Annotated in this window: 17 protein-coding genes; 9 read left to right on the forward strand and 8 right to left on the reverse strand. The window is 38.4% G+C overall.

The features are described 5' to 3' along the window. Positions 1 to 280: 280 nt before the first annotated feature. The 3 genes from EZ456_RS01125 to EZ456_RS01135 form a co-directional block, all read right to left on the reverse strand. Complete coding sequence (locus EZ456_RS01125) at positions 281 to 1,693, reverse strand: RagB/SusD family nutrient uptake outer membrane protein (protein WP_131526548.1); 1,413 nt, start codon at positions 1,691 to 1,693, stop codon at positions 281 to 283. 11 nt (positions 1,694 to 1,704) lie between these two features. Continuing rightward, positions 1,705 to 4,677 carry a SusC/RagA family TonB-linked outer membrane protein gene (locus EZ456_RS01130; RefSeq protein WP_131526550.1) on the reverse strand — a complete coding sequence of 991 codons (2,973 nt, stop codon included), beginning with the start codon at positions 4,675 to 4,677 and terminating at the stop codon, positions 1,705 to 1,707. A 302-nt stretch (positions 4,678 to 4,979) separates the two neighbouring features. Continuing rightward, positions 4,980 to 7,475 (reverse strand): M14 metallopeptidase family protein, encoded by a 2,496-nt coding sequence (locus EZ456_RS01135; protein ID WP_131526552.1) that lies wholly within the window; start codon positions 7,473 to 7,475, stop codon positions 4,980 to 4,982. An 84-nt stretch (positions 7,476 to 7,559) separates the two neighbouring features. Between EZ456_RS01135 and EZ456_RS01140 the strand changes: the two genes are divergently transcribed. Further along, positions 7,560 to 8,861, forward strand: a complete 1,302-nt coding sequence (locus EZ456_RS01140) for a UDP-N-acetylmuramoyl-tripeptide--D-alanyl-D-alanine ligase (protein WP_205944998.1) — start codon at positions 7,560 to 7,562, stop codon at positions 8,859 to 8,861. A gap of 117 nt (positions 8,862 to 8,978) precedes the next feature. Here the strand turns inward: EZ456_RS01140 and EZ456_RS01145 are convergent, their stop codons facing one another. The 4 genes from EZ456_RS01145 to EZ456_RS01160 all read right to left on the reverse strand — a co-directional run bounded on the left by EZ456_RS01145 (position 8,979) and on the right by EZ456_RS01160 (position 15,161). Continuing rightward, positions 8,979 to 11,837, reverse strand: coding sequence for a TonB-dependent receptor (locus tag EZ456_RS01145; protein WP_131526554.1), 2,859 nt, complete (start codon positions 11,835 to 11,837; stop codon positions 8,979 to 8,981). A gap of 175 nt (positions 11,838 to 12,012) precedes the next feature. After that, on the reverse strand, positions 12,013 to 12,504 hold the full coding sequence (locus EZ456_RS01150) for a gliding motility lipoprotein GldH (RefSeq protein WP_131526556.1): 492 nt from the start codon (positions 12,502 to 12,504) through the stop codon (positions 12,013 to 12,015). Next, positions 12,473 to 14,011: a PSP1 domain-containing protein gene (locus EZ456_RS01155; protein WP_131526558.1), complete on the reverse strand. Its 1,539-nt coding sequence runs from the start codon at positions 14,009 to 14,011 to the stop codon at positions 12,473 to 12,475. The genes EZ456_RS01150 and EZ456_RS01155 overlap by 32 nt, the downstream gene beginning before the upstream one ends. A 1-nt stretch (position 14,012) precedes the next feature. Continuing rightward, on the reverse strand, positions 14,013 to 15,161 hold the full coding sequence (locus EZ456_RS01160; protein WP_131526560.1) for a DNA polymerase III subunit: 1,149 nt from the start codon (positions 15,159 to 15,161) through the stop codon (positions 14,013 to 14,015). A gap of 572 nt (positions 15,162 to 15,733) precedes the next feature. Here EZ456_RS01160 and ruvX point away from each other — a divergent pair. From ruvX to EZ456_RS01195, 7 genes are all read left to right on the forward strand, one after another. Next, entirely contained in the window at positions 15,734 to 16,150 is a 417-nt protein-coding gene (gene ruvX, locus EZ456_RS01165) for a Holliday junction resolvase RuvX (RefSeq protein WP_025141594.1), read from the forward strand. Positions 16,151 to 16,157: 7 nt separating this feature from the next. After that, positions 16,158 to 16,796: an O-methyltransferase gene (locus EZ456_RS01170; RefSeq protein ID WP_131526562.1), complete on the forward strand. Its 639-nt coding sequence runs from the start codon at positions 16,158 to 16,160 to the stop codon at positions 16,794 to 16,796. Positions 16,797 to 16,879: 83 nt separating this feature from the next. Continuing rightward, the gene (locus tag EZ456_RS01175; protein WP_131526564.1) at positions 16,880 to 17,554 is read left to right on the forward strand and encodes a glucosaminidase domain and LysM peptidoglycan-binding domain-containing protein; all 675 of its coding nucleotides are present in this window, start codon (positions 16,880 to 16,882) and stop codon (positions 17,552 to 17,554) included. Positions 17,555 to 17,641: 87 nt separating this feature from the next. Next, the gene (locus EZ456_RS01180; protein WP_131526566.1) at positions 17,642 to 18,484 is read left to right on the forward strand and encodes a glucosaminidase domain-containing protein; all 843 of its coding nucleotides are present in this window, start codon (positions 17,642 to 17,644) and stop codon (positions 18,482 to 18,484) included. A gap of 48 nt (positions 18,485 to 18,532) precedes the next feature. Beyond that, on the forward strand, positions 18,533 to 19,285 hold the full coding sequence (locus tag EZ456_RS01185) for a hypothetical protein (RefSeq protein ID WP_131526568.1): 753 nt from the start codon (positions 18,533 to 18,535) through the stop codon (positions 19,283 to 19,285). Further along, positions 19,282 to 19,605, forward strand: coding sequence for a hypothetical protein (locus EZ456_RS01190; RefSeq protein ID WP_205944999.1), 324 nt, complete (start codon positions 19,282 to 19,284; stop codon positions 19,603 to 19,605). Before EZ456_RS01185 ends, EZ456_RS01190 begins: the two co-directional genes overlap by 4 nt. A 94-nt stretch (positions 19,606 to 19,699) precedes the next feature. Continuing rightward, complete coding sequence (locus EZ456_RS01195; protein ID WP_131526570.1) at positions 19,700 to 20,704, forward strand: DUF3078 domain-containing protein; 1,005 nt, start codon at positions 19,700 to 19,702, stop codon at positions 20,702 to 20,704. A gap of 2 nt (positions 20,705 to 20,706) precedes the next feature. On the opposite strand, the gene EZ456_RS01200 is transcribed toward EZ456_RS01195, so the two are convergent. Next, positions 20,707 to 21,435 (reverse strand): SIP domain-containing protein, encoded by a 729-nt coding sequence (locus EZ456_RS01200; RefSeq protein ID WP_131526572.1) that lies wholly within the window; start codon positions 21,433 to 21,435, stop codon positions 20,707 to 20,709. Between the two features lie 96 nt (positions 21,436 to 21,531). Here EZ456_RS01200 and EZ456_RS01205 point away from each other — a divergent pair, with 96 nt between their 5' ends. Then, a complete protein-coding gene (locus EZ456_RS01205; protein ID WP_131526574.1) occupies positions 21,532 to 22,521 on the forward strand; it encodes a helix-turn-helix transcriptional regulator in 990 nt (329 codons plus the stop codon). The last annotated feature ends 27 nt before the right edge of the window (positions 22,522 to 22,548 follow it).

A 22,548-nucleotide genomic window follows, 5' to 3' on the forward strand; every position in this document is an offset into this window, starting at 1 on the left:
TGGCCGAAAATTGCTATTTAAGAGCTATAAACAAGACAACGATAGCTTAAAAAAACTGTGCCAAAAAAATCATTTTTATGTAACACTTTACACATTAAGCAAGTGTTAAATAAAGAATCTTCTATCGCAGACATCTCTTCGCTAAAAATAGTATATAGTGTACTGAGTATTTTTTATCATTATATAAATCATATAACTTAATACTCCAGCAAAAATTAAAATAAAAAAGCGATATCATGGGTTAGCATGATATCGCTTAATCTTAATTATAGGTTGTTATTTAGTAACCTGCATTTTGTTGGCCTTGTAAGCCAGAATTGTTATCAATCTCTCTTTGAGGAATTGGCAAAATAGTTTTAGCACCACCAAATGCTGCTGCTGCATTTCCTGCTCTTAACGGTTGTCTGTTACGAAGCAAGTCCATTCTACTATGTCCCTCAAAAGCCAATTCTTTACGTCTTTCAATTAGTAAAGCATCTACAAGCGCCTGTTGAGTAGCTACAGCTTTAGGAAGTAATCCTGCTCTATTTCTAATTCTGGTATTCAAAATGGTAACTGCCTCAGCATTTGGTATTGCGTTTTGGCGAGCCAATGCTTCTGCAAGATTTAAATACACTTCTGTTGTACGGATAACAGGAGAGTTATCAGAATTGTTTACCGCATCAGGAAACTTAGAAGTAAATAAGTGAGGTAAGCCATCAGCTGCGTTTCCAGAAATTTTAAGTGCAAAACGCTTATCTGTAGGCTCAGTGTTATAAGCATTAATTAGGTCTTGAGAGAAAGGTGCATCACCACGACCAGCTAAAGCTGCCGGATTGTAGTATGAAGCCCAACCACCAGAACCCGTTCTACCGTTATCAATAGCACTGTTTTGGATAGTAAATACATCTTCACTAGTATTACCACTATAGAAAGCATAATTTGGTGCTGTATCATAAATACCTTGCGCCAAAGTGCTTCTAGCTGCGCTTTCCGCTTTAGCCCATTCTTCTCTGTATAAATATAATCTTGACAAAAGTGCAAAAGCAGCTCCTTTAGTTGCGCGGCCACGGGTTTCAGCAGCATCAGTATATGATGGAGGTAAGGCCGCTGCTGCTTCAGTTAAATCTTGAATAATCTGTGCATGGACTTGATTTAAGGTACTTCTTGATGGATACTTAATAGTTCCGTCAAAGTATTCTAAAACTAAAGGCACAGCAAGATTCGTTCCCGAGTTTACCTGATAAGGCTGAGCAAAGAAATTAGCCAATTGGAAATAAGCCAATGCGCGTAAAAACTTAGCTTCAGCTGCATATTGTGATTTTTCTGCTGCTGATAGACCAGGCACATCATTTATCTTAAAGATAACTGTATTTGCACGGGTAATCACCTGATAGTGAATCTGCCACATAGTTTGCACATTTAAATTGGTGGATACACTTGAGAAAGTATTAAGCTCTTGCAAGGTTGGAAATGTACCTACAAAATCAACGTTATTCCCCATGTAGTCACCCATCACCTGTGGTAAACTTCCATAAAAATCAAAAGTTTGAGCCGTACTGTACACGCCTCTTAAAGCTCCTAGAGCCGTTGCTGGAGAATTAAAAACAAGTTGATCAGACAAATCTTGTTGTGGTAATTTCTCCAATTCTTTCTTACACCCAAATAACGATAATACCAGGGCTGAGGTTATGATATAATATTTTAATTTCATCTTTTCAATTTTTAAAGGCCAATATTTACACCGAAAGTAAAGGTTTTTGCCTGTGGTAAAGCAAAGAAACTCTGACCAAGAACCTGGTTAGAAGCACCATTCGCAGAAATCTCAGGATCACCTCTGAAGTCTTTATCCTTAATGGTCCAGATATTTTGTCCCTGGAAATAAAGTCTAACGCTAGAGAAAAGTTTTGATCTTTGTAAAAACTCTTTAGGAAAACTATAACCGACAGATAACGTTTTCAAACGCATGTATGAACCATTCAATAATTGTTTCGTAGACACCTGCTGGAAAGTTGTTCTGGTTGAACTATTTAACGCTGGCGCAAAAGCATTATCTCCTGGCTGTTTCCAATAATTTAATAATTTAACGCTTTTGTTATAAGAGCCCGTCCCAAAGTTATCTGAAAATTGTAAACCATCTAAATAAACATCGTTACCATAACTAAAGTTGAAGAATGCCGATAAATCGAAGTTTTTATAGGTAAAAGTATTGGTAATACCTCCTGAGAAATCAGGATCACCTTTTCCTACAATTACGCGGTCAGACGCAAGCGGTGAAGTAGTTACTGAACCATCTTTTTTCAACCACTCTGCATTACCAGTTTGAGGATTAATTCCGTTATAACGAATTAAGTAAAAAGAGTTTTTAGAGTAACCGGTAATTGCACGTTGTGCCGTACCACCTGATACAAAATTACGACCATCTTCATCAGGGTTAGCTGGCAACTCTAATACGGTATTTTTATTGAAACCAATGTTGAATGAAGTTCTCCAAGAGAAATCACGACCAACAATATTATCCGAGTTGATCGTAACCTCATAACCTCTGTTTCTCATTTTACCTACGTTCTGTGATGCAGATGCATAACCAGTAGTATATGGGAACGGAACGTTTAACAATAAACCAGTGGTCTTTTTGTCGTAAAAGTTAAACTGAACATCAATGGCCTTGAATAATCTGGCAGAAAGACCAATGTCTAACTGTGCAGTTTCTTCCCAGCTCAAGTTAGGATTAGGAACCACATTTGGTGTTAATCCAGCCTCACCCAAGTAGTTTGATCCAGCTGAGAATGTTCCATAATATTGATAGAAACCAATATTATCATTACCCGCAGTACCATAACTTGCTGTTAACTTTAGATTTTGAGCAATTTTATTGTCTTTATTAAAGAATGCTTCGTTAGAGATCAACCATCCTCCAGATAAAGCATAAAATGTACCGTATTTTTTGTTCTGACCAAATCTTGAAGAACCATCTCTTCTTAATGATGCTTCAAATAGGTATTTTTTATCAAAATCATAGTTAAAACGTCCGAATACTGACTGAAGTGCCCAATCAAATACTTCTTCAGAAGCTGTGATTGGCGTTGAAGCAGAACCTACGTTTGGAAGATCATCACTCACAAAACCCGAACCTTCAACCATCATTTTAGTCAATGTAGCCGTTTCAAAGCTATAACCAGCTAGTGCACCAATAGTATGCTTACCGAAGGTCTTGTCGTAATTTAATGTATTACTATTTACCCATTTATTATCAGTATAGTGGGTTCTATACGCATAACCTCCAGGAGTTAACAGATCTGTTTCTCTGTATTTTTCATCAATGCCGTAGTTATCAATACCCCAGTCTGTTTTGAATTTTAATCCAGGTAAAATCTTCCATTCTAAAAATGCATTTCCTGTACTTCTATCAGAATAGTTTTTATTGATACCGGTTTCAGCAATAGCAATGACGTTGGCAACGAAACCTGTATTTTGGAATTGACCATCTGGTCCGTAAGGCGTAACGTAAGGTAACTGCAAATAACCAGCTGTAATGGGCGCATAAGTATTATTTTCAGAACCAATACGATCCATATCTACATGAGAAAGATTATAGTTTAATCCAACGGTAAACTTATCTGATAATTTATGGTTCAGGTTTAGTCTTCCTGATAAACGTTTCAAGTTATTTCCGATGGTGTAACCACTTTCGTCTGAATAAGTTCCCCCTAAGTAGAATTGTGTTTTCTCATCACCACCAGTTGCATTTACGTTTACTGTATTTGATTTACCTGTGCGTACAATCGCATCAAGCCAATCGAAACTTGTAGTTGGATAAGCAGGCACAGCTGTATTGTTTGCTTTAAGATAATCTGTTCTGAACTGACGGAACTGATCTGCAGTCATCATTTCATCCAAGGAAGTTGGAGAAGAAAATCCATTTTGGTAATCTGCTGTGATTCTCGTTTTACCAGCAGCTCCTTTTTTAGTTGTGATTAAGATTACCCCATTTGCACCACGTGATCCATAAATCGCAACTGCAGAAGCATCCTTTAAAACCGTCATGCTTTCGATATCATTCGGGCTGATATTGATCAAAGGATTTAATCCTGAAGAACCACCCTGAGTTTGAGTATACTCGCCACCAGCCGAGTTTAATGGAACACCATCTACAACATACAATGGTCTACCTCCAGCAGCAATTGATGAACCACCACGTATAGTGATTTGAGCCTCAGAGCCTAAAACACCTGAAGAGTTAATCATATTAACACCTGCAGCCTGTCCTTGTAAAGCTTGCTGAGGTGTTTGAATTGGCATATTTTTAAAAGACTCAGCTTTTACTGTGGTTGTAGTTTGGGTACTAAGCGCTTTGCTCTGTTGACCATACCCCACTACAACTACATCTGAAAGCGTTTTAGAGTCAGATACTAAAGCCACGTTGATTGTGTTTGACGCGGTTAATGCCAGGTTTTTAACCAGATAACCGATAAAAGAAAAATCTAAGGTTTTCGAACCCGAGGGAACTTTAACGGAGTATTTACCATTAGCGTCTGTAACGGTTCCGATTTGTGTCCCTGTTACCCTTACGCTTACTCCAGGAATCGGCAGCTTGTCGTCTGAAGACGTTACCGTACCAGTAATTGTTCTGTCTTGAGCTATTGCGGTAGATGCAAAAAACAAAAGTATGAACAAACTTTGTAGAAGTTTTTTCATGAATTTAAGTTAGTTAATGATTATTATTTATTTAAAGCGCTAAATATAAGGGAGACAAGTAACAATTTAACAAAATTTAACTAAAATACTAATTATAATGACGTTTAATTGACACGACCAATGCCTGATTATCGTCACATTTTTGATATACTTTTGCCTACACTTTAGAGGTAGAACCCATACGAACAAAACTAATCAGCATGTATTTTGCGTTTGTAGTAATATAAAAGTTTAGCCTATTAGCACTCTCCACAGTAGAAAACTACGGTAAAAGCGAGGATGAATTGGCAGTTGCTGGTATTTTAATATCCACAAAAAATTATATTCCCGAATAAGGTTTTTCCACCCTCCCAGAAGTTTCTAAACAGCGGGTCGTTAGCCAAATAAACGACTTGGCCACGGCCGAAATCTTGCACACCAATTAAAAGCCCGGTTTTAAGTTCTTCCCTAGCTTTTTTACCCACTACACCGGCCATTAAGCTTTTTTCGTTAATTAGGCCCACATTCCAACCTTTAACAAAAGGCTCATAAATCTTACGGTCTGTTTTTAAGCTGTAGTAGGTTTTACCCAGACCATATGAAAAGGGGTGACTGGCATCTAGATTGATCCTATAAATTGCACCAGGTATGGTCGTTTCGAAATCATCTCTGTTCTTATCCTTGAAAAGAAGTTTGTTTGCCTCCGGCTTTTCATCCTTTTTTACAGCAGCTTCCTTCTTTTTAATATCAAATCCCTTTTTCTCGAATACACTTTCTATAGCATCTTCCATTAAAATCAATCTTCCTCCTTTATTTAGCCATGCGGTTAAACCATCGCCTATAAAAGCGCTGTAACTACCATCGGGCAAAATCAAGGTATTTACCTTATTAATATCGAGGTTATTCAGATCTTTAGCATTAATAATGCTTGGAGAAAGATTCAGATCGTGTTCAAGAAAAAACCAAGCTTCGCCAAAAGCGAGAGAAGAAACCTCCATACCTGATACAATGGCAATTTTAGGTTGTTTTAGCAATGGATAAACGTTGGAGCCAAAATCTTTCCCTTTTTCTACAAAACCGCTGCTAATGGCATGAATTGGCCTATTTAATGTTTTTGTGATCGATGCAACCCTATCTTTCACCCCTTTTATCTGTCTTTCGTTTTCTGCCCTTAACACAATTAGGGTTCCGGCAGGATAGTCTTTACCATTTACAGAAAATGGCTGATCGGCCTGTCTAACTTTTATATTTTCCTTTTGCAGCGCCGTTAAAACCTGAACATCTTCGCTTGATCCCCAGCTAAACAACCAGGCTAGGGGCTTCTCCAGCTCATTATTGATTATCTTGGGCTCTTCAATTGCTGAATATTTTCCTTTAATACTTTCTTTACTGGCATAACCTTTTAATCCGTACACATAAGGTAGGGCCCATGCTGTAATATCATAAGTATTAGAATCGGTTACGAGGGTTTGGGGCTCTAATAAAACGTTAGCCAAAACTGCTCTCGGCTGCTGAATATTAACAATTAAATCGTTACGGGCAATGCTAAAATTTTCTTCCTTTTGAGTATCATAGTCATAACCTCTTCCTGTTTTATCGCCACCAAAAGTATATTCGATTTTATTTTTGGTTAGCAATTCAGCCAGTTTTTTTAAACGGGACAGATTAGTCGCTTTTATAATATAACTTTTATAAATGCCTGGACTATTGGCCAATTCTTGCTGGAAATATTTTTTATACTCCACTAATAATTTATTATGGTTTAAAGAGGTTACTTCAAGTGTCGACATCCCTGTTGTAAAATGGTGCGCTATGCGGTCTTTTAATGTTAATGTATCGCCATCATTCGTCACCACAGATAATCCAGCCCTAATTCCGCCCTGCTCATAGGTCATACCAATTGAACCATTATATAAAGGGTAAGTATCTCCATAAGAAGGATATAACAAATCGAACCGTTCCTTAGTGAAGTATTGCCAACCTTCGGCATCAAAATACTTGGCATTGTTTTTACCTACCACCACTTGGAAACTTTTTTGCCAAGGCGTAACGTCCTGGTGAACAGGCTCTGCTGCTGGTGCAAAATAGTAAGGTTCATTATAGCTTTGCTCATGAAAATCGACATGTACCTGCGGCATCCATTGGTTGTACAATGCTAACCTTTGCTGACTTTCAATTTGTGTTTGCCAAGCCCAATCGCGGTTTAAATCGAAATAATAATGATTTGGCCTGCCTCCTGGCCATGGCTCTATGTGTTCTCTTGATAATGGATCAGCATTGGGTGTTTTACCCACTACGCTATTAAAATAATTCACATATCGATCTCTTCCATCGGGGTTTAAACATGGGTCGATCACCACAACAGTATTTTTTAGCCATTCTGTAGCTGGTTTATTTATGCCCGACGCAAGCGTATAAAGCATTTTCATTGAAGTTTCAGTAGAATTTGCCTCATTGCCATGTACGTTATAACTTAACCAAAGTATAGCAGGCTGATTTGTTAAATCGACACTATTAGAGGTCCCTGTTGCTAAAACTAAATTGTTATTCCTGATCTGTTCCAGTCTTTCTATATTTTCTGCTGAAGAAACAACTGCCACCATCAACGGTCTGCCTTCATTCGTTTTGCCATACGATATCAGCTTCATATTTTTAGGGGAAGCTGCAGCGGTTTGCCTAAAATAATCAGCTACTTTATGGTGAGGGGTGAAGTGCGAGCCTAACTCATATCCTAAAAAATCATCAGGAGATTTTAGCTGTGCTTGCACAAACAGAACAGAACTAAGGGAAATTAGGCAGAACATTAAGCGTCTTTTCATAGGGAAATAATTTTACCTAATGTACTAATTTTGTTTTTTGTTGATGCGAAAGCTTAATTTTGCATCATATTTTTTACCATAGGCATGATTACAACCGAAAGATTATACGATTACTACCAAGAAAACCCAGTAATTTCTACCGATACAAGAAACATTAGCCCAGGTTGTATCTTTTTTGCGCTTAAGGGAGATCTTTTTAATGCTAACGAATTTGCTGCGCAAGCTATTGAAAAGGGCGCCGCTTATGCAATTGTAGATGAAGAAAAGTATGCCACAAACAGTCAATGCCTATTGGTTGAAGACGTATTAAACACTTTGCAGGATCTGGCACGCCATCACCGCAAAAAACTTAACATTCCCGTTATTGGCTTAACAGGTAGTAATGGTAAAACAACCAGTAAAGAATTGGTAAATGCTGTTCTGGCTGAGCGATATAAAACCTTTGCCACCTTTGGCAACTTAAACAATCATATCGGGGTTCCATTATCTATATTATCCATTACTGATGATATTCAGATTGCGGTAATCGAAATGGGGGCAAACCACCAAAAAGAAATAGAACTGCTTTGCAGCATTGCCCAGCCCACCCATGGCATTATTACCAATGTTGGAATGGCCCATTTAGATGGCTTCGGTGGATTTGAAGGCGTAAAAAAAGGGAAAGCAGAACTTTATACCTACTTAAAAGAAACCCATGGTTACACTTTTATTAATAGAGACAATCCTTACTTAATAGAAATGAGTGCGGTTGCTGGTTTAAATAAACTGATTTATTATGGAACTGAAAATGGCAACACCATTAAAGGCACACTAAAAAGCAGCGATCCTTTTATTGAAATCGATTGGACCAACCATGATGTTTCTTCTTCAGTAAAAACAAACCTAACGGGCAGTTATAATTTCGAAAACATTCTGGCAGCAATCTGTATAGGAGATTTTTTCGACATGAGCCCTGAAGAAATTAATACTGGCTTATCGAACTATGAACCGAAAAACAACCGCTCACAGCTAACGAAAACAGAAAAAAACACGGTTATCTGCGATTTTTATAATGCCAACCCAAGCAGTATGACAGCAGCATTGAAGAATATTGCCGTACTGTCGGCCGATAAAAAAACCGCTATTTTGGGAGACATGTTCGAACTGGGTCCTGAATCCCTTGGTCAGCATGAACTGATTGTCAAACAGGCAAGTGAAAGCGGCTTGGATCAGTTAATTTTTATTGGGAAAGATTTTTATGCCTATAAAGACACTGTTAAAGGCATATTTTTCGAAACTCCTGCAGAGGCTGCTCAGTACTTGCAAGAAAATCATGTTCAAGATCATTTAGTATTACTGAAAGGCTCGCGAGGAATGAAATTGGAAAGTTTATTGCAGTATTTATAGATCTTTTAGAACCTCACACACCTCGGAAAAGCTAAGAGGGTAAGGAATTATTTTTTGGCTATAATAGAAAAAGCATCAAATATTAATATCTGATGCTTTTTCTATTTTCAAATCTCGTTAGAAGGTGCAAGCAACCTTACCATAAACATAGCGACCGCTAAAGCCAAACTGGCTAACGGCTCTTGGATATAGGAATCTACCATTTGATGTATTATCTAATCCTCCTGAATAATTGCTGGTAGCCACTCCGCTTAAATTATTTGCATTATTACGTGGATCGATATACAATTTATCAGGATAAACATCAAAAATATTATTGGCTCCTACCGTAACAGACCAGGTTTTATTTGCTGCATAACTTACAGAGAAATCGGTTACCCATTTCGGAGCAAAAGTCTGATCCAACTGTGTTGGCAAACCATTGGCAGCAATATTAGGATCGATAGCATTTAAATAGGTAACCTCGCCAAAACGAACTGTTCTTGCCACAAAAGATAGTTTATTAACATTATAAGTTGCCGTGATATTCAATTTATTCTTCGGCACAGAGCTTTCGAAACGGGAGCGTTCTAAGCGATCGAAAAGTTTGGCCTTCAATGTTGGGTCGCTTTCAATTTTATCAGAACCTTGGATACTTCTAACTACGGTTTTATTCACATTACCTGCAACACTTAAAATTAGACTGCTTTTTGCACCTAAATTAAACCTATTGGTTAAAACTACATCAATCCCAGCGGTATTTGTAGTAATGGCATTAGTAAAAAACTGTACACTATTAATCTGGGCTGAAGGATCTACTGTATTTAAAATTTGGTTCACCACACCTGTTGGCACTAAAACTCCGCCAGAACGTTCGCGGGCATATTGGCTTGAGAAAACAATCCGATCGCTAATATCAATGTTATAGGCATCGATAGTGAAAGTAAAAGTTTTTGCAATCTTACCTGCCAAGCCTAAACTCCCTGATCTAGATATCTCTGGCTTTAGTGGGCCAACACCAAACTGGGCAACAATTGGATTGGCATTATTTACTGTTAACACCTGAGTTGCATTTGTTCCCACAAACTGCGTACTCTCATTATTAAAATATTGTTGGTGTAAAGACGGTGCTCTAAATCCTGTGGCATAAGCCCCACGTAAAGAAATATCTCCAAAAAGCTTAACCTTACCTGTAAATTTATAAGAGAAGTTTGAACCGAAATCACTGTAGTTTTCATAACGGCCTGCTGCTTCTAATGTTACTCTTGGCCCAAATTCAGCTTCGAAATCTGCATATGCACCGATGTTGTGTCTCGATTTATCGAGTGCATTACTTGGTTTAAACCCTGGAAATACCTGCGCACCTGATGCTGTTGGCGCTGTACCGATCAGTCGTCCACCGTTAGAGTAAGATAACAATTCACCTTCTTTAATCTGATAATTGTCTATTCTAAATTCTGCACCAAATGCTGTGTTCAGTGAAGTTAGAAATCCACTGTCAAAAGTGTGCTTTTTGCTTAAATCAAGATTACTGGTGTTTTGTCTAAATAGTAGCTCTCCGGCATAAAATGAAGTAGGACTTGTACCTGTTGGTAAAGAGGCATTTACTGTGTTGTCAATATTAAACTCAATGGTATTCTCTCCACTTGTATTACTTAGGTCGTAATCCCAAGTACCTATTTTCCCCCTCAATCCGGCTGAGAATGAATAATCATTAATCTTGGTATCGATGAAAGGCAAAAATCCATTAGGATAAATTGATAAATCAATCTGTGTTGTTTGTGTTGGCAGGCGATAAAAACCCGCAGCACTTCCCGTTTTATGGGTAAAACCCGCTGCGTAGTACAATTGAGTCGTTTTACCAAAATTAAACTGTCCGTTTAAGAAACCACCACCGTTTTTAGAATCGGAGTTACCCACACGCATGTTGTTTCTATCCAAACCATTTGCTGCTGCCCTTGCATCATCTGCAGCCTTTATACTTGCAAAACGGGCTTGAAAATCAGCTTCGGTTTCTGTTGAACCTTTAGTTGGACTCGCAGAATATAATAACGGACGGGTATCTAAACCTCCTCTATTGGTATAGCCCCTTTGGAGGTACTGTGCAGCAAAATTGATAAAACCTTTATCGTTTTTAAAGGCCCAACCTTTGCTAAAATCGACCTGAAAAGTTCTGCCGTCGCTAAAATCTCGACCTAAAGCATTTGAAGAAGATTGACCGAAAGAGGTGGAGAAACTATAAGGAGTAACTTTTTTTAATACAATGTTAATTACTCCTGCAATGGCATCTGAACCATATTGTGCTGCAGCACCATCACGCAAAACCTCGATCCGTTCAATTGCCGAAACGGGAATGGAGTTTAAATCTGTTCCAACAGAACCCCGTCCGAAGGTACCGTTAATATTTACCAGTGCTGTAGTATGCCTACGTTTTCCGTTTACCAAAACCAAAACCTGATCTGGCCCCAAACCACGTAAAGAAGCAGGATCGATGTGATCGGTACCATCAGAAACCGTTTGCCGGTTAGAGCTAAATGATGGCGCCACGAAGTTTAAAATCTGTGTTAAATCCGTTTGGGCAAATACTTTAACATCTTTAGTTGAAATCAGATCGACGGGAACAACACTCTCAATATTTGTTCTCGGCGTTGATCTTGATCCGATCACCACTACATCGCTTAACAGTTCTTTCGCATCTTGCAATGCAAAATCCATCGTTTTTACCGTGTTATCGATCTGAACAGCGACTTCGGCCGTTTGATAGCCCGTAAAGGAAATCCGGATTTTATAAGCACCGGCTGCCGGGAATTTTAAGGCGTAAAGTCCGTTTCCGTCAGAAGATGTTCCAACTTTTGAGCCAACTACCTGAACGGTAGCACCTGGGATAGCTAAGCCGGCAGAATCAGTAACTTTACCCTTTAAGCCTTGTGCAAATAGTTGGGTTGAAATCAAAAGGAGGAGAATGGGTAGGGAGTTTTTGAGTAATATTCTTATCATAGTTCATAGGTTTATAAACAATAATAACAATTTTATTACGAAGATTAACGCATAAAGCTAATATTTCCGAATAAAATTTCGGAAAACACCATTAGCGACAAATAATCAAAGCCTATTAATTAAGGAAAATTAGATGAAATACTTTTCAATAAAGATTTAATTGAAAAAACAGAATTTATTTAGCCAAATCAATCAAAACGCCAACATCACTCACTTCCAAAAGCGGATTATCGCGCATATTCTGCTCAATTTCGATATCAAACTTGCCGTTTCTTGGAAAACGATAATTGGTTAGCATGGGCAAATTATAACTGAATACATTTCCAGAGCCGCTGCCCAGCCATTCGCCATCATTTTTAGCCAATTGATATTGATAACGTTTGGTTATCATTTTTTTGCCGTCCTTAAAGTGAACTAGAATAAATATATTGGCGTATTTATAATTAGCAGTATGCCTTAGCTTAAAGTAAATATTATAGGCTTTGGTATTATCCTTAATTTCAAATGTTGTAGAAATATGGTTACGGTAAGTCCACCTGCGATCGGCAATTTCTACATTGCTATCGATTACGCTGGCTGTACAGCCCACAAGTAGTGTAACCATTAATAAAAAGCCAAGCAAAATTATTTGCCTTTTATTCAGCAGCAGGTTTATTTTCTGAGCCATTGTTATTATTTCGGCGGTTATTGTTCTTCCTACGGTTATTTCTGCTCTTGTTTTTGCTTTGCTCTGGTTTAACCCCATCTGCAGCCACATCTCCTTCTGCTTTCGCTATGGGTTTTGGTCCTTGAGGTGGTTTTGGCTTGTTGCCTTGAGGCTTTGGTCCATTAACATGCTGTGGTTTGGGTACTGCCTGTTGCTGTGGTTTCTGTCCACCATTTTGTTGCGACTTTGGTCCGTTAGGCTGTTTTTCACCTTGTTGGTTCTTTTGACCACCTTGTTGGGGCTGCTGTTGCTTATTGCTCGGTACAGCATTCTTCTCTCCAACAGGCACTCTTTCTCTTCTATTTTGGTTACTGTTGCGGTTATTTTTCTGGTTGTTGTTTTTATTCTGGTTGTTTTTACCACGCGAACGTTCATCTAAGCGGGTTAAACTATCCTGACCAACCACATTTTCATAATCGAAAGATTTTTCTACCACCACAGGGGTAGCAATCTGAACCGCTTCTTCTTTTAGATTTGGTGCTTTGTTGCCTGCCTTGTTCATGGCCATGATTTCTTTTACTCTGGCAGCTTTAACCGGAATCCAGTTTTCATCGCCTTGGTAACTAAACCACATGATTTTCTTGAAAATATCTGTTTTTTGATGACGGGCGTAACCCGCTTCTGTATCCAGATTTTCAATTCTATCCGGAATATCTTTTAAAGCATCTAAATAAGTATCTAACTCATAGTTCAAACAACATTTCAATTTGCCACACTGACCGGCAAGCTTTAATGTATTTAAAGATAAGTTTTGATAACGCGCCGCAGCTGTAGAAACCGTTTTGAAATTGGTTAACCAGGTAGAACAGCATAATTCTCTACCACAAGAGCCAATCCCACCTAAACGGCCGGCTTCCTGGCGCATCCCAATCTGACGCATTTCAATCCTGATGCGGAAACTTTCAGCCATTTTTTTAATCAGCTCGCGAAAATCGACACGGCCATCAGCAGTATAAAAGAAAGTAGCTTTTGTTTTATCGGCCTGATAATCTACATCGCTGATTTTCATCTGTAAACGAAGATCCAGGGCTAGCTTACGGGCTTTGTGCATGGTTTCCCACTCCATTCCTTTAGCAGCATTCCATTTCTCCACATCAGCCTCTGTAGCCTTACGGTAGATTTTTTTGGTTACCTGATCCATCGCAGTTTTGCGGCGTTTCATTTGGATGCGCACCAATTCGCCTGTTAGCGAAACGTGCCCAACATCAAAACCTCCGGTTGGTCCTTCAACAGCAACAAGCTCTCCAATTTCGAGATAAATGTTATCGTTGTTAAGGAAAAACTCTTTACGTGAGCCTTTAAATTTGATTTCGGTAACCTGAAAAGGTTTATAATTAGCCGGCATATCTAAATTAGATAGCCAATCGTGAACTTCCATTGTTTGGCAACCACCGGTGCCACATGAGCCATTACTTTTGCATCCATTAGGGGTGCAACCACCACCTGTTGAACAACTTCCACATCCCATATTAATTGTATATATATTGAGTCCCCGCAGGGAGCGTTTTAAACTTGATAATTTTTACCAATTGTAAAGATACATCTAAAAACAGAATTTTCGGATTTGCGTTTCTTTCAATGTGGTAATGGGCCTTCTCCAGTTCGCCAATTATGGCTTCTGCCATAGGCAAGGTAAGTACATGTGTGCTGAGTTTTTTTGCGGTTTCGAATGTTAGGGGGGGTAATTTCACTAATTCTTCAGCTCCGCTTAAAATTAAACAGCATTCGCGTAAATAATTTACGCCATATTTTAAAAAATTCTTCTGGTTTTCTCTTCCCCACTTCGCTGCCTCGTCGGTAAACTCGATCAGATCGGGAACTTTATTACTAAAACCCATCCTCAACCAGGCCGTAAATGTACCCGAACTATCACTTTGCGTATCTGCTGCCAATGCCTTTGCTTCAATTAAATTTCCATCAGCTAAAAATGAATAATCAATAGCCTGGTGCTCGCTTAATCCACTCGCATTTAATAAATATCCAGTTACCTCTTCTGACGAAAGTTTCGGAATCTTCACAATTTGTGTTCTGGATAAAATGGTGGTTAAAATCTGATCCTGACTTTGTGCGATTAAAATAAATAAAGTATTTGCAGGTGGCTCTTCAATTAATTTCAACAAAGCATTTCCAGCTTTATCCAGATATTCGGGCAACCACATAATTAAAACCTTTGTTTCGGCTTCGAAAGCTTTATAACTTAGTTTTTTAATAATATCGTGGCATTCGGCAATGTTAATATTGGCCTGTTTATTGGCCGCATCGAGTTTAGAACGCCAGATATCCATATCGAAATAAGGATCCTGCATTACCATGCCCCGCCATTCTTCCAACACATCTACAGCGGTTTTTACACTTGCCGAGGCAAAGAAAGGATAGGAGAAATGTAGGTCGGGATGAATTAAACGCTCGTATTTTCTACAGCTCGAACATTCGCCACAACTATCATTTTCGCCTTTGTTAAGGCAATTGATGTATTGTGCATAGGCAATAGCCAGCGGTACAGCGCCAGAACCAGCAGGCGACAAAAACAGTTGCGCATGGCTAATGCGGTTTTCTTTAACCGTTTGCACCAATTGTTGCTTCACTCTTTCCTGTCCTATGATTACTTTAAACTGCATTTGGTGCAAAATAAGAAATAGATATGATATTCACACATTCGTCATCATGATCTTACTTTTGAAACACAGATTTGATATTAAAGAAACCTGTGGAAGTTAACTTATGTGTTCATATTATTTTGAAAAGCAAAGTCACTTGCGTTTCGGTTCCGAAAGTCCTGCTATCGCTTCAAGTCCTCGCTACGCTGTGGGCTTTACGCTTTATCAGGTTTATTTAACGTTTTCCTGTAATTCTAACGGAAATTGACCTTTAAAACTTAAATATCTGGCTATAGTGCACACTGTAGCTCCACCCAATCTATATCGGCCTGCGTTAATTAAACCTGATGGAAGCGGCAGCCCCGAAGCATGAGGGCTATAGCATACAGCAGGACCCGACATACCCAAGTACTACAAGCTTTGCTTTCCAAAAAATGAAACAAATCAATTTTTTAGCGATAAATACAAATAACACGCACGTTACCAACGCATGACTTCTGAGGTTTACCGATTATTTCAAAAACCTTACCTTTGGGCTTTTTAAAATTTAAAGATGGGCCAACGCTTTACGCTAAGCGCCCAGCGCTTAACTTATGGCACGGATCCTCGCATTTGATTATGGAACAAAACGCATCGGCATTGCGGTAACCGATCCTTTGCAGATTATTGCAACAGGGCTGGATACTGTTCATCCCAAAGATGTGATCGAATATGTTAAAAAATATATGCTTACCGAGCAGGTGGAGGCTTTTGTACTGGGCGATCCTAAACAAATGGATGGTTCGCCATCCGATTCAGCACAACATGTAAAGGGTTTTGCTACGTTACTAAAAAAATCATTCCCTGATATCCCGAGACATTGGGTTGACGAGCGCTTTACCTCCAAACTTGCTCACCAGGCCATTATGCAAAGTGGTTTAAAAAAAATGGACAGAAGAGACAAAGACAGGGTTGATACTATTGCCGCAACCATCATTTTACAATATTTTATGGAAAGTAACCGTTTATAACCAACAAATGAGCCTAATAAACGACGATTTACAGGATTTACTAATAGCCTATTGCGAACCAGAAAGTGAATTGCTTCAACAGATAGACCGCGAAACCAATCTTAAAGTTTTAATGCCCCGTATGCTATCTGGCCACTATCAGGGCCGGGTTTTGAGTATGCTCAGCAAAATGATTTCTCCTAAAAGGATTTTAGAAATTGGCACTTTTACCGGTTATGCTACTTTATGCCTTGCTGAGGGCTTAACCAAAGATGGCCTGCTGTATACGCTGGATATTAATGAGGAATTGGAAGATATGGTTCGCCGTAACTTTGTCCGATCCGCTTTTAACGATCAGATCAACTACATCCTTGGCGATGCCACCACTACAATAGCGGGTTTAGACGAAGTTTTCGATATTGTTTTTATCGATGCAGATAAGAAAAACAATGGCACGTACTATGATCTCATTTTTGATCGCGTTCGTCCAGGCGGGATTATCATTGTGGATAATGTGCTATGGAGTGGAAAAGTACTTCAGGAGAAACAGGATAAAGACACCAGAAATATTACTAGTTTTAATGATAAAATAACTGCAGATAAACGGGTTGAGAAATTGATTTTACCTGTTCGGGATGGTTTGTTTGTGATTAGGAAGTTGGGTTAATTGTATAAACTGTTTAAATCGGTTAATTGATTTATCAACGCCGGTTAATCAATTAAACGATTAACCGATTAACCAAAAATGAAATGAAGAAAATCTTTACTTTTTGTCTGCTCCTTTTAACAGGGATTGTTGCCAGAGCGCAAGATACAGACGAATATATTGCGGAGCATGTAGAATATGCGCAAGATTTAATGCGTGATCATAAAATCCCAGCCAGCATTATCCTCGCTGTTGCCATCCACGAATCGGCTGCAGGAAACAGTAAAATTGCACAGCACCTTAACAATCATTTTGGGGTAAAAGGTCCAAATAATAATACCCAAATCCGTTCATCCTATCGCGATTATTTAAATGCAGATGAATCTTACAGTCATTTTGTAGAAATTATGGAAACCCGCGAGCCTTTTAATAATCTTTTTGAAAAATACGATCAATACGATTACAAAGGTTGGGCTTATGGAATCCGCCGTTGCGGTTATGCCAGCAGTAGAAGTTGGGCCAGCCAGGTAATAGGGTTAATTAAAAAATACGAACTCTATCAATACGATGATAGGCCAGAAGGATATGAAGAACCCGTTTATGCAACACCAGTTCGCCACCACACCAAAAGCAGAAGAACAACAAAAACTTATACCGTAAAATCTGGAGATAACCTGAGTATAATTGCCAAAAAGAAAGGTACTACCGTTAAAGCCCTCATGCAGAAAAACGGCATTAAAAAAGTGAACTTAAAACCCGGACAGAAGATTAGACTTTGAGTCGTTAGTCCCTAGTCTTGAGTCCTAAGTCGATAAATCTACAATTAACCAGTTAACCGATTTAAACAATTAACCATATACCCACCAATGCGTTCATCCTATCATTACATTCTAATCGCGGCAATCCTTGTTTTATTTAGTTCTTGCGGTTCGCGGAAATTTTCTAAAAACAACAAACAGATAGAAAAAGCAGCCAACAAAGCAAATAACAATTCGTACAAAAGTTACAATACCTTAAGTTATATTGATGAGTTTAAAGGAGTAGCGGTAGAAGAAATGAATGCAAACGGTATCCCTGCGAGTATCACCTTAGCACAGGGGATTTTAGAATCGGGTAGTGGAAATAGCGATTTAGCTAAATATGCAAACAACCACTTCGGCATTAAATGTACATCAGATTGGAAGGGAAAAAACTATTTCCGCGATGATGACCAAAAAAACGATTGTTTTAGGGTATATAAAGATGCCCGCGAATCTTTTAGAGATCATTCTGAATTTTTAAAACGCAAGCGTTATAGTTTTCTTTTCCAATTGGATAAGAATGATTACAAAAGCTGGGCACAGGGATTAAAAACAGCGGGTTATGCAACCAATCCAAAATATCCGGATCTGTTAATCAACACCATCGAAAAATACCAGCTTTACCAATACGATCAACCTGAAAGCGAAAAGCAAAAGATTGCCCGGGAGGATCGTGTTTTTTCAGAAATCAACCAAAATATCCCTCAGGAAAAGGCTAAATTTACGCCAGTGGAAACCCCACCTGCTGGCGCTAAACCTATTCTTGCCGATGGCACTTATACCGTTGTCAAAGGAGATACGCTCTACAATATTGCAAAACGGTTTAATTTAACGGTTGATCAGTTAAAAATGCTGAACGAAATGAGTACCGATGCCATTAAACTAGGTCAAATACTTAAGGTTAAATAATGTTAAGTACAAACATAGCCTCCCAGATATTTGTACTTTTGTAGCTTAATGAAATTTTTTATTCCCCTTATACTTGCTTTCGGCTTCTCTACGTTGCTTCATGCACAAAATAAACCTGTGCAGGGAATTGTTATTGATAAAGAAACCAAGCAGCGTTTGGCCAAGGTTTATATTTATAATATCCGTACAGGTGATGGTTTATATAACAATACGAAAGGCGAGTTTAGCACCTTTGCTTTACCAGGCGATACCTTAGTTGCGGCTTTATCGGGCTATGGGGTAGATACTATTGTTTTTAAGGGCCAAACTGCTACGTATTTTCAACTCAGATCGCTAGGGATAAGACTACGCGATGTGGTTATTCAACAAAAAAGATTAAGTCCGCAGCAGCAATACGAAAAAAATGTTCAGGAATATCGTTACCAAACCATGAAAGGAAGTAGTAAAGATTTATTGAATTTAGGCAATGGCGGTGTTGGTTTAGGTATCGATGCGATTTATAATCTGTTAAACAAACAAGGAAGAAATGCACGTCATCTTCAAAAAATCCTCGAAAAAGATTATCGTGAAGACTTGATCGATTATCGTTTCAGCGCCAATCTGGTTAGCCAGGTATTAGGTATAAAGGATGCTGAACTCACTGATTTTATGCAGCAGTATCGTCCTACCTATCAATTTGTATTAGATGCAACAGATTATGCCTTTAATCTTTTTATCCGGAACGCGTATAAAAGCTACAGGTTAAATCCTAAAGCATTACAATTGCCTGCATTGCCCAAAATAACGATCGATAAGTTGTGAAAGCGCCAATTCTGATTATTAAAAAACTCCCAGCAGCGGGCATGGCAATCTTTCCATTTATCCTGTTAAAATCACCGCAGTTTAAAAACGATCCTGTCATTATTAACCACGAAAAAATACACTTACGCCAGCAATTAGAATTGCTTATTTTTCCCTTTTATCTATTATATCTGGCTAATTACCTGGTTAATCTTGTTAAATGCCGGAACCATGATTTAGCCTACCGCAACATCGTTTTTGAAAAGGAAGCCTATGCGCACGAAAATGATCTAAACTACCTAAAAAAGGGTAATTGGTACGGCTGGTTTAAAAAGATCTGAAACATCGGTTATCACCTCTAACTCAATTGTCAATCTGACAATCATTTTGTTAAATGCTTTTTATCTCTAAAATTTTTCTTTTTCTTTGTAGGTAATGAAGAACTGTTTAGCTGCCATAATCCTGATTCTAAGTTTCTGCTCTACAAAATTATATGCACAGGAAATTGATACTATTCCTATCAGTACAAAAGACCTGAACATTAAATTGAAACGCAGTCCACTGCCAAGCAGGCAAGGCCCATTAAACTTTGAGCCCGTAAAAATTAAGCCACTGGTTGTAAATGCCAAGATTAATTACTGGAAAACCAGAACCAACATCGGCATCAATGTTAACCAGGCCCAATTCAGTAATAACTGGAAAGGTGGGGGTACCAACTCTGTAGCGGTTGGTGGCTTATTGAACTGGAAAGCAGAGTATAATAAAGATAGCTACAGTTATGTAAGTGAACTTGTTTTACAGTACGGCAAAATAAAAAATAAAGATCAGCTGCAAAAGAAAACCAACGACCGTATTTTTTGGGATAATAAAGCCTCTTTCCAGCTCTCTAAAAGCTGGTTTTTCTTCGGATCCATAAGTTTTGAATCTCAGTTTGATAAAGGCTTCAGATACTTTAGAGATGGTAATGGAGATGAACAACAGGTTTTGATTTCACAGTTTATGGCACCAGGGTACCTAACGGAATCAATAGGTTTTGAGTATAAACCTGTTAAATATTTTTCTACCCGAATTGGTACAGGTACTGCAAGACAAACTTTTGTTCTCGATACAGCTGTATACGATAATAAAAATGAAGTTTATGCTGTTGAAAAAGGCAAAAAATTTAAAAATGAACTGGCTTTTCAGATTGTGAGTGCTTTTGATAAAGATATTTTCACCAATACAAATCTTAAAGCACGATATGCCATGTTCATTCCATACAAAGATTTTCAGTCAAAAAAGATCGACCACAGGTTAGATATTGCTTTAACGGCAAAAATTAATCGTTTTATGAACACCAGTTTAACAGGCGTACTATTATTTGATGATGATACAGGCACAAACAAAATACAGGCGAACCAAACTTTAGCGCTAGGCTTTGGCTTTACCTTTCCTAGATAGGTTTACGCGCCACCAACTTTACCAATTTCCCAATATGGCATCGTAATAATCTGCCTAAAGCTTACTCCCCTTTGCTTGAGGTATCTTTTAAAATACTGTATAGACTTTGCTCTTCCAGTGAGATAAAAAGTAGCATTTTGCCACATTTCCCAGCACATTGGGTGCATATTTTCCATCCAGTTGATGGCGTTTTTAGCCGGAGTATTCCTATCAGAAGGCACTACATCGATCAACAAATTTAGTTGTTCAATAGCGCAAAGGTTTTCTTCCTGTAGCTCTAAAATGCCAAAATATTCTACATCTTCATCTATCACTTTTTTCCCAAGCGATTCATACAAACCCAGGCTGGTTTCATCACCAAAAAAGAAATGCTGGTTAGATTCTTCCTTGTATTTAATCCGCGCACGGTCTAGAATAAGTTTTAAGGAATCTCCTTTTTGAATATTCACTGCTAGGCTGTGCCCAGGCCCTTGTCTGTTTAAATAAAAGATAACTTCGCAGGTTCCTTGCATTTTATCAAAGGCAGATAAGGTATAATGTCGGTACTCGTTGGCATTAACCCTAAACAGCACTTCCATTCCTGGAATAAATTTGGCATCTAAAAAATCGCCATTAAAGGTAACACACTTTAAGTTGTTGCTTAACATTTTAGTTTCTACAACTTCTACCTGATATATTTTGCTGATCACTTTTTCCATTGTATCGGCCAGCCATGATGGTAATTTTGGCATCGTATTCTTTTGTTTAGTAACTTTGACCAAAAGTAATTGTCAAACAACATTATCTTTTTATATCAAAGGGATTAAAGTTTATATCAAAAGGATTTTATGGCCTTAAACATTTACGATGGTGACGATAAATACTATATTGTTGGAAACAAGTTCGACAATACCGAATTTAATCAGGCGCTGGTAACCGAAAGAAGAGACAAATACAGCTTTCCCTTTGGCGATGCAGAAATCGTGCAGATATCTTTTTCCGGAATTTATATTGTTTATGGCGATATGCTCATGAAGCAGAACCGTTTGCGCATTAAAACTTTCGACGAGCCTGAATTGGTAGAATTACACTTTTCGCTTACAGGCGGTGGAATAATGGAAAATTACTTAACCAATAAGCGCCTCGATATTAAAGCAAACCAGCATAACATTATCTACAGCCCTGATTTTGATGGGATGGCAGAATTCCCTACAAATGGTCCGCATAAATTTTTCGAAGTAAATTTTGAAAGGGCCCGCTTTATTGATTTAACCAGTGAGAGCAGCACTTTGTTAAAAAAATTTGCCGAAAAAATCATGAACAACCGTTCGGTAGAGCTTTCATCAGAAAACCTGCCCATCAGTTTAGCGATGCACAGTTGTATAAATGATATTATGAACTGCCAGTTTACCGGTGGATTAAAGCTCTTGTTCCTGCAATCTAAATGCCTCGAACTTTTGGCATTGCAAGCCCAGGCTTTTGAACTTGCAGCAAAAAAAACCGACACCCTTACCATTAAATCGGCTTACGATAAAGACCGCATTTATTATGCCCGCGAATATTTGTTAGCCAATGCCATCCATCCCCCATGTCTAACCGAATTGGCAAAGGTTGCAGGCATAAACGAGTTTAAACTGAAGCATGGCTTTAAAGAAGTTTTCAAAAACACCGTTTTTGGCTATTTAAGCGATTATAAATTGATGCGGGCCAAAGAACTCCTAGCCGATAGCAGCAAAAATATCAAGAATATTTCCGACGAATTGGGCTATTCTTCGGTACAGCATTTCAGCAGTGCTTTTAGTAAAAAATTCGGCATCAGCCCTGGGAAAGCAAGGTAGTTTAGTTTGGAGTTGAGAGTCCTATTT

Source organism: Pedobacter psychrodurus, from assembly GCF_004331735.1.
In the GTDB taxonomy this organism is placed as follows: domain Bacteria; phylum Bacteroidota; class Bacteroidia; order Sphingobacteriales; family Sphingobacteriaceae; genus Pedobacter; species Pedobacter psychrodurus.